The following is an 8,332-nucleotide window of genomic DNA, read 5'->3' as shown; positions in this document are numbered from 1 at the left end:
TTGGAAGCTGCCCATGGGGGTGCGGGCCAGGCCGACGATGACGATGGATTCGGACATGTGGAGGTCTCCTTCAGGAATGATGTGAAAGCGAAAATCAAAAACAACCGACAGGGTCAAAAATGCGTCGCGTGGCCTTCATGCTGGAAGCGCTGCGACTCTTCGTACGGGAACACATCGAGCATCTGCCCGGCCTGGATGCGTTCCTTGTGGTGCTGCCAGAAGGCGGCGTCGAGCAGGTCGGCGTGGTGCGCCATGAAGGCGGCGCGCACGTCCGGGTTGCCCAGCAGAAAGGGCTCGAAGGTCTCGGGGAACACGTCCTTCGGGCCGACCGAATACCAGACCTCGCCGCTCATCTCGTCTTCCTCGTTGCGCGGCGCGGGCACCTTGCGGAACTTGCAGTCGGTGACGTATTCGATCTCGTCGTAGTCATAGAACACCACCTTGCCGCCGCGCGTGACGCCGAAGTTCTTCCACAGCATGTCGCCGGGAAAGATGTTGGCCGCCACCATGTCCTTGATGGCGTTGCCGTACTCCACGACCGCATGCTCGAGCTGGTCTTTCGCGCGCCTGGCGTGCGCCGGGCTCTCGGGGTGAGCCAGCGTGTCGAAGGCTTCCTGCAGGTAGATGTTCAGCGGGATCATGCGGCGCTCGATGTAGACGTGCTTGACCACCAGCTCCATTTCCCCGTTGCCGTCGCGGTCGCCGATCTCCAGCTGGCTGGGCGCGAACTTGCGGATCTCTTCGATCAGTTCGGGCTCGAAGCGGTCGAGCGGAAAACCCACGTCGCTGTACTCCAGCGTGTCCGCCATGCGGCCCACGCGATCGTGCTGCTTCACGAGCATGTACTTGCCCTTGATCTGCTCGCGCGTGGTGTCCTTCTGCGGCGGATAGAAGTCCTTGATGACCTTGAACACGAACGGAAACGACGGCAGGTCGAACACCAGCATGACCATGCCCTTGATGCCGGGCGCGATGCGAAAGCGGTCGCTCGAATAGTTCAGGTGCGAGAGAAAGTCGCGGTAGAACAGCGTCTTGCCCTGCTTGGCCAGGCCGAGCGCGTTGTAGATTTCGGCGCGCGGCTTGCGCGGCATGAGCGAGCGCAGGAACTGCACCCAGGCCGAGGGTACTTCCATGTCGACCATGAAGTACGCGCGCGCAAAGCTGAACAGCATCTGCAGGTCGTCTTCGCCGAACAGCGCCGCGTCGATGTAGAACTTGCCGTGGCTGTCGTGCAGGATCGGCAGCGAGAACGGGATCTCGACGAAGCCGTTCATGATCTTGCCGACCACGTAGGCGCCCTTGTTGCGAAAGAACAGCCCCGACAGCACCTGCAGCTGGAAGTTGGCGCGCAGCTTGACCTGGTGAAAGCGGTTCAGGATGACGTGCGCCACGCGCTGCGCGTCGCGCCGCTTGTCGGCGAAGCTGCCCAGCAGCGCGAAGTCGTCGAGCATCTGCTCGACGGTGTCGGCCAGCGTGTCGTGCGCCGGGTAATAGGGCCGGTAGGTGGGCGCGCCGCGCGGCTCGATGTACTCGGTGCTGATGGCCGGGCGCACGAAGATGAAGTCGTTCTGGAAGTACGCGCGGTGCAGGATCTTGGTGGTGACCGAGTTGAAGAAACTCTCGGCCAGCTCGGGCTGGTGGTGGTCGACCAGCAGCCCGATGTAGTGCAGCTTGATCTGGTGCCACACGTCCATGGGCTGCTCGCCGGCCTTGAACTCTTTTTCGAGCCGGGCCACGGCCTCGCTCACGCGCAGGTCGTAGAACTCGATGCGCTCGCGCTGCGCCCGCTGCTGGCCGTGCCAGTCGGCGGTTTCGAAGCGGTGCTTGGCGCGCGCCGACTCGGCCCGGAACAACCGGTAGTGCCGGTTGAAGCCGTCCATCATCGCCTTGGCGATGTCATAGGCCAGCGGCGAGTCGAGGCGCTGCGGGAACATGGCCGGCGGCGGTGGCGACGATGGCGGCGGTAGCGCCGATCAGGCGGCTGCGGGGTCGGCCTTGCCTTGGTCGGCCTCGGGCTGCGGCGCCATGGCCTGTGCTTCCTGCACGGCCTGGTTCACTTGCGTGCCCTGCGCCGTCAGCGACTGCATCACTTCGCCGGGCTTGCTCCACTTGTAGCGGATGCGCTGCACGGCGGCCTTGTAGACCGCGTCCAGCGGCTTGGCGCCGTCGACGCTCAGGCCGAGGTCTTGCAGCAGGCCGTCGTGCACGCCGAAGGTCCAGCCGTGGATGCGCACCTTCTGGCCGCGCGCCCAGGCGTCGACCATGACGGTGCTCACGGCCACGTTGACCACCTGCTCGGCCACGTTGAGTTCGCACAGCGCGTCGACGCGCACGTCTTCGGGCAGGCTGTCGAGCATGGTGTGGTGGCGGTCGCGCACGTCCTGGATGTGGCGGATCCAGTTGTCGGCCAGGCCGATGCGCGCGCCGCTGAGCGCGGCCTTGACGCCGGCGCAGCGTAGTGACCGACCACCATGATGTGCTCGACCTTCAGGTGCTCCACCGCGAACTGGATCGCCGAGAGCGCGTTGAGGTCGGAGTGCACAACGATGTTGGCCACGTTGCGGTGCACGAACACTTCACCCGGCTCCAGGCCGGTGATCTGGTTGGCGGGCACGCGGCTGTCGGAACAGCCGATCCACATGTAACGCGGCGTTTGCTGCTTGACGAGGCCGGTGAAGAAACCGGGCCGGTCGCGCTCCATTTGCGCGGACCAGGCGCGGTTGTGTGCGAAGAGGTCGTCGAGGTTATCGGTGTCGGACATAGTCAGCTATTGTCGATGAGTCGGGGTTTCTTCAGGCCTTGGCGGCCTTTTGGGCTTTTTGTGCCTTGGCCAGCGTGGCGCGGCCCTTTTTCTCGTGTTCGCGCACTTCCGCCAGATTGGCCTGCAATTCAGTCAGTTGCGCCTCGAGCTGGGCCCTGTGGGCACCCAGCACGCCGAGAAACTTTTCCAGCTGCGGCACGGTGTCGCGCGGGCTGTCGTACATGTCCAGGATGTCCTTGGCCTCCGTCAGGCTCAGGCCCAGGCGCTTGGCGCGCAGGGTGAGCGTGAGCCGGGCGCGGTCGCGCGCGCTGTAGATGCGCTGCAGCCCGGCCCGCTCGGGCGTGAGCAGGCCCATGTCCTCGTAGAAGCGGATGGCCCGCGTCGTGAGGTCGAACTCCTTCGCGAGCTGGCTGATGGTGAAAGTCTGCGCGGGCATGGCGGCGGGTGGGCAAAAGGAACGTCAGTCGAAGGGTTACGGGGGCGACAGCAGGTTTGCGCCGTGCTCCCTACAATGGTGCCCTTGACTCATGACGTTTACGTAAACGTCAATCTTACATGAACCTCCTCGAACGCGAACTCCACTACCCCCTCGGCGACACGCTCCCCGAGCCCGGCCAGGCCCTGGAAGTGGCGCCCGGCGTGCGCTGGATCCGCATGCGGCTGCCCTTTGCGCTGGACCACATCAACCTCTGGCTGCTGCGCGACACCATCGACGGCGTGGCAGGCTGGACGGTGGTCGACTGCTGCATCGCGCACGACGAGGCGCGCAAGCAATGGGAGCAGATCTTCGAGACCCAGCTGCAGGGCCTGCCGATCCTGCGCGTCATCGTCACGCACATGCACCCCGACCACATCGGACTGGCCCACTGGCTGTGCGAGCGCTGGAACGCGCCGCTGTGGATCAGCTCGACCGACTACCACGTGGCGCGCGTGCTCAGCACCGCCGGCGACACGCTGGCGGGCGGCGAGCAGGCCGCGCGCTTCTTTGCCTCGCACGGCATGACCGACCCCGAGTCGATCGCCAAGATCCGCGCGCGCACCAACTACTACGCGAACATGGTGCCCTCGGTGCCCGACAACTTCACGCGCATGCTCGACGGCGACACGGTGATGATCGGCGGCCACGCCTGGCGCTGCATCAGCGGCTACGGCCATGCGCCCGAGCACATCGCGCTGTACTGCGACGAACTCAAGCTGCTGCTGGGCGGCGACATGATGCTGCCGCGCATTTCGACCAACGTGAGCGTGCACGCGGGCGAGCCCGAGGCGAACTCGCTGCGCCTGTTCCTGGACAGCATCGACAAGTTCAAGACGCTGCCGGTCGACACGCTGGGCCTGCCCTCGCACGGCAAGCCCTTCACCGGCATCCACCGCCGCGTCGACCAGCTGCAGGAGCACCATCGCGACCGGCTGGCCGAACTGCTCGAAGCCTGCACCGCGCGCCCGCTGACGGCGGCCGAGGGCCTGCCGATCATGTTCAAGCGCGAACTCGACCTGCACCAGATGACCTTCGCGATGGGCGAGACCGTGGCCCACCTGCACCTGCTGTGGTTCGCCGGCCAAGTGAAGCGCGAGCTGGGCAAGGACGGCGTCTACCGCTTCGGCCCGAAAGCCACGACGGCTTAGACTTGCCGCATGAACGACACGCTGGCTGAGCTGCGCGCGGGCCGGCTGGCAGGCGCAAGAAGAATCGATCTCTCGTGCGGACTCACCGAGTTTCCGCGAGAGGTCTTCGACCTTGCCGACTCGCTCGAGGTGCTGAACCTGTCGGGCAATGCGCTCGACACATTGCCGGGCGACCTGCACCGGCTGCACAAGCTGCGCGTGCTGTTCTGCTCCGACAACCGCTTCACCACGCTGCCCGAGGCCATCGGCCAGTGCCATGGCCTGGACATCGTCGGCTTCAAGGCCAACCAGATCCGCAGCGTGCCGGCCGCCTCGCTGCCGCCGTCGCTGCGCTGGCTGATCCTCACGGACAACCAGATCGAAGCGCTGCCCGACTCGCTCGGCGCCTGCACGCGCATGCAGAAGCTGATGCTGGCGGGCAACCGGCTGCGCACGCTGCCGCCGTCGATGGCGGGCTTCAAGCAGCTCGAACTGCTGCGCATTTCGGCCAATCGCTTCGAGACGCTGCCCGCGTGGCTCACGACGCTGCCACGCCTGGCGTGGCTCGCCTGCGCGGGCAACCCCTTCGACACGCAGGCCGAAGACGCGGCCATTGCCGCGCAGTCGGTGCCGCACGTCGACTGGCGCGAGCTGACGCTGGGCAGGCAGCTCGGCGAAGGCGCATCGGGCGTGATCCACCAGGCCACGCTCGGCGCATCGCAACAGGTGGCGGTCAAGCTCTTCAAGGGCGCGGTCACCAGCGACGGCTGGCCGCACAGCGAAATGGCCGCCTGCATCGGCGCGGGTGAGCACCCCACGCTGATCGCCGCGCAAAGCCGCATCGACGGCCATCCGCAAGGTACCGAAGGGCTGGTGATGGGGCTGGTCGACCCGTCCTTCGTCACGCTCGCGGGGCCGCCGAGCCTGGCCTCGTGCACGCGCGACGTCTATGCGGACGACGCGCGCTGGACGGCCGACGTGGCCTTGCGCATCGCGCGGGACATCGCCTCGGCCATGCAGCATCTGCATGCGCGGGGCCTGCTGCACGGCGACCTCTACGCGCACAACATCCTGTGGCACGCACAGCGCGGCGGCCGGCTCGGCGACTTCGGCGCGGCCTGGATGACCGGCGCGCTCGACGCGGCGCAGGCTAGTGCCTTCCAGGCGCTGGAGATGCGCGCCTTCGGCTGCCTGCTCGAAGAGCTGCTCGAACGCTGCACCGACGCCGCGCCGGCTTCGGTGGGCGCCTTGAAAGACCGCTGCCTGCAGCCCACGCCGGCGGCGCGCCCGTCGTTCGCCGAAGCGCTGTCGCTGCTGCAGCGGGCCTCTTCGTCGCCATGACCCGGCGCCGTCCGCCGACGCTGCCGCTGCCCACGCGCGACGGCGTGGGCCCCAGCTGCGTCGGCCTGCCCTACGGGCCGTGGCCGACCATCGCGGAATTCTTGATCGAGCGCTTCCCCGCCATCACGCGCGAGGCCTGGCTCGAACGCATCGCGGCCAACGACGTGATCGACGAGCACCACGTGCCCGTGACCGCCGCGCGCCGCTACCAGTCGCCGCTGCGCGTGTACTACTACCGCTCGCTCGACAACGAGGTGCACATCCCCTTCGAGGAGCAGGTGCTGTTCCAGGACGACCACCTGCTGGTGGCCGACAAGCCGCCTTTCGTGCCGGTCACACCCACCGGCAAATACCTGCAGGAGAGCCTGCTGGTGCGGCTCAAGCGCAAGCTGAAGCTCGACGACCTGGTGCCGCTGCACCGCATCGACCGCAGCACCTCGGGGCTGGTGCTGTTCTCGACGCGGCTCGAAACGCGCGGCGCCTACCAGCAGATGTTCCCGGAGCGCCGCATCGACAAGCACTACGAGGCGGTCGTGCCCTGGCAGGACGGCGTGTCGTGTGTGCCCGCCACCTACCGCAGCCGGCTGGTCGACGACGACCATTTCATGCGCGTACGCGAAGCGCCCGGCGAGCCCAACTCCGAGACGCACATCGAGCTGCTCGCGGCGCACGGCGGCCGTGCGCTGCTGAAGCTCTCGCCCGTCACCGGCCGCAAGCACCAGCTGCGCGTGCACTGCCAGGCGCTGGGCATGCCGATCGTCAACGACCCGATCTACCCCGTGCTGCTGCCCGAGAACACCGACGACTTCGGCAAGCCGCTGCAGCTGCTGGCCAAGTCGGTGGCGTTCACCGACCCGGTCACGGGCGAGCCGCGCCGCTTCACCAGCCCCCGGAGCCTGTCGCTGGCGCCAAGGTGACGCGCGTGCGGCGCGGCGCGCACTAAGCTCGTTTCCTGAAATCTTTTCATTCAGGAGACACCGGCACCATGGATACCACCCAACTCTTCTCGCTGAAGGGCCGCACCGCCCTGATCACCGGCGGCTCGCGCGGCATCGGCCGCATGATCGCCGAGGGCTTTCTGGCGCAGGGCGCGCGCGTGTACATCTCGGCGCGCAAGGCCGCGGCCTGCGACCAGACCGCGAAGGAGCTGTCGGCCTTCGGCCACTGCGTGTCGCTGCCGGCGGACGTGTCGACGGTGGAAGGCGCGCAGGCGCTGGTCGAGGCCTACGCCAGGCACGAAGGCTCGCTCGACATCCTCGTGAACAACGCCGGCGCCGCCTGGGGCGCGCCCTATGCGGAGTTTCCGGAAAGCGGCTGGGACAAGGTGGTCGACCTGAACCTCAAGACCCCCTTCTTCCTGACGCAGGCGCTGACGCCGATGCTCACGAAGGCCGCGACCGACCACCTCGCGAAGGTGATCAACATCGCGTCGATCGACGGCATTTCCGTCAACCCGCAGGAAACGTATTCGTACGCGGCCAGCAAGGCAGGCCTGATCCAGCTCACGCGCCGCATGGCGTTGCGGCTGGCGCAAGAGCGCATCGTGGTGAGCGCCATCGCGCCCGGTGCCTTCGCCTCCGACATGAACAAGGACGCGCGCGACCACGGCGACGAGGTCAAGGGCCGTATTCCCGCGGGGCGCATCGGCACGCCGGAAGACATGGCCGGCGCGGCCATCTACCTGGCTTCGCGCGCGGGCGACTACGTGATGGGCTCGACGCTGGTGGTGGACGGCGGCGTCACGCACGCGCGCTGAACGCGCGCCAAGAAGAAGAGCTTCAGGACCAGCGGGGAACCGCTTCGTCCTTGAGCTGCTGGCGCAGCAGGCCGTAGTCGGGCACCACGCTCTCGACCGTTTCCCAGAAGCGGTGCGAATGGTCCATCACGCGCAGGTGGGCCAGTTCGTGCGCGACCACGTAGTCGACCACCGGCATGCGGAAATGAATGAGCCGCCAGTTGAGCCGGATCGACCCGTCGGCGCTTGCGCTGCCCCAGCGCGTGGCCGCGTTCGACAGCGACAGCTTCTGCCAGCGCACGCCGAGCAGCGGCGCGAAATGGTCGAGCCGCTCGATGAACAGGCGCCTTGCCTGCCGCATGAGCCAGGCCTGCGCCGCATCGCGGATCTGCGACGGCGCGGCGTTCTGCGCCACCGCCAGCCGCAGCACGCGCGGGCCCGCGCCCTCTTGCGCGTCGAGCGTGCCGCCCACGCTGGCAAAGCCGTGCTTGGGGTCGAGCCGGATCACCACCGGCTCGCCGAGAAACGGAAACTCCGCGCCGTCGCGCCACTCGATGCGGGTGGCCTCGACGCGCGCGTGGCGCTGCTGCGTTTCGGCGAGCTTGCGCAGGATCCAGTCCGACTTTTCGCGAACGGCCGCATCGACGTCGCGCAGCGCCACCCAGCGCGGCGCGCGCACCGACAGCCCTTCGGCGCCGACCAGGAAGCCGATGGTCTTGCGGTTGCCGCGCTTGAATTCGTAGGCCACGCGCGCCGAGCCGAGCACCAGCTCGCGCGTGGCCTGCGGGTGCGCGAAGTTGGCCAGCGTCAGCGTGTCGGCCAATGGCACGGCCGGCGGCGCGGGCACGGCATGGGCGTCGTGCAGCGGCGCCGCGGGCGCCGGGGGCATG

The 8,332-nt window shown here is 67.6% G+C and carries 7 protein-coding genes and 1 pseudogene; 4 read left to right on the top strand and 4 right to left on the bottom strand.

Translation table 11 applies throughout. From position 1 onward, the window contains the following. Positions 1–113 precede the first annotated feature (113 nt). From aceK to BMG07_RS38375, 3 genes and pseudogenes are all read right to left on the bottom strand, one after another. Positions 114–1,934, bottom strand: a complete 1,821-nt coding sequence (gene aceK / locus BMG07_RS38385) for a bifunctional isocitrate dehydrogenase kinase/phosphatase (RefSeq protein ID WP_198088874.1) — start codon at positions 1,932–1,934, stop codon at positions 114–116. Positions 1,935–1,973: 39 nt separating this feature from the next. Then, positions 1,974–2,761, bottom strand: a pseudogene (can, locus tag BMG07_RS38380) (carbonate dehydratase). A 31-nt stretch (positions 2,762–2,792) separates the two neighbouring features. Beyond that, on the bottom strand, positions 2,793–3,197 hold the full coding sequence (locus tag BMG07_RS38375; protein ID WP_198088873.1) for a MerR family DNA-binding transcriptional regulator: 405 nt from the start codon (positions 3,195–3,197) through the stop codon (positions 2,793–2,795). Between the two features lie 119 nt (positions 3,198–3,316). On the opposite strand from BMG07_RS38375, the gene BMG07_RS38370 reads away from it, so the two are divergent. The 4 genes from BMG07_RS38370 (at position 3,317) to BMG07_RS38355 (ending at position 7,463) form a co-directional block, all read left to right on the top strand. After that, positions 3,317–4,387: an MBL fold metallo-hydrolase gene (locus BMG07_RS38370; RefSeq protein WP_198088872.1), complete on the top strand. Its 1,071-nt coding sequence runs from the start codon at positions 3,317–3,319 to the stop codon at positions 4,385–4,387. 9 nt (positions 4,388–4,396) lie between these two features. Then, a complete protein-coding gene (locus tag BMG07_RS38365; protein WP_198088871.1) occupies positions 4,397–5,707 on the top strand; it encodes a leucine-rich repeat-containing protein kinase family protein in 1,311 nt (436 codons plus the stop codon). Continuing rightward, the gene (locus BMG07_RS38360; protein ID WP_198088870.1) at positions 5,704–6,624 is read left to right on the top strand and encodes a pseudouridine synthase; all 921 of its coding nucleotides are present in this window, start codon (positions 5,704–5,706) and stop codon (positions 6,622–6,624) included. Before BMG07_RS38365 ends, BMG07_RS38360 begins: the two co-directional genes overlap by 4 nt. A gap of 68 nt (positions 6,625–6,692) precedes the next feature. Then, positions 6,693–7,463, top strand: a complete 771-nt coding sequence (locus tag BMG07_RS38355; protein WP_198088869.1) for an SDR family oxidoreductase — start codon at positions 6,693–6,695, stop codon at positions 7,461–7,463. A 22-nt stretch (positions 7,464–7,485) separates the two neighbouring features. On the opposite strand, the gene BMG07_RS38350 is transcribed toward BMG07_RS38355, so the two are convergent. Next, positions 7,486–8,331, bottom strand: coding sequence for a M48 family metallopeptidase (locus tag BMG07_RS38350; protein ID WP_198088868.1), 846 nt, complete (start codon positions 8,329–8,331; stop codon positions 7,486–7,488). Between the last annotated feature and the right edge of the window lies 1 nt (position 8,332).

This window comes from Variovorax sp. E3, from assembly GCF_016082275.1.
Classification (GTDB): Bacteria; Pseudomonadota; Gammaproteobacteria; order Burkholderiales; family Burkholderiaceae_C; genus Variovorax.
This window is presented reverse-complemented; position numbering and strand designations above follow the sequence as displayed.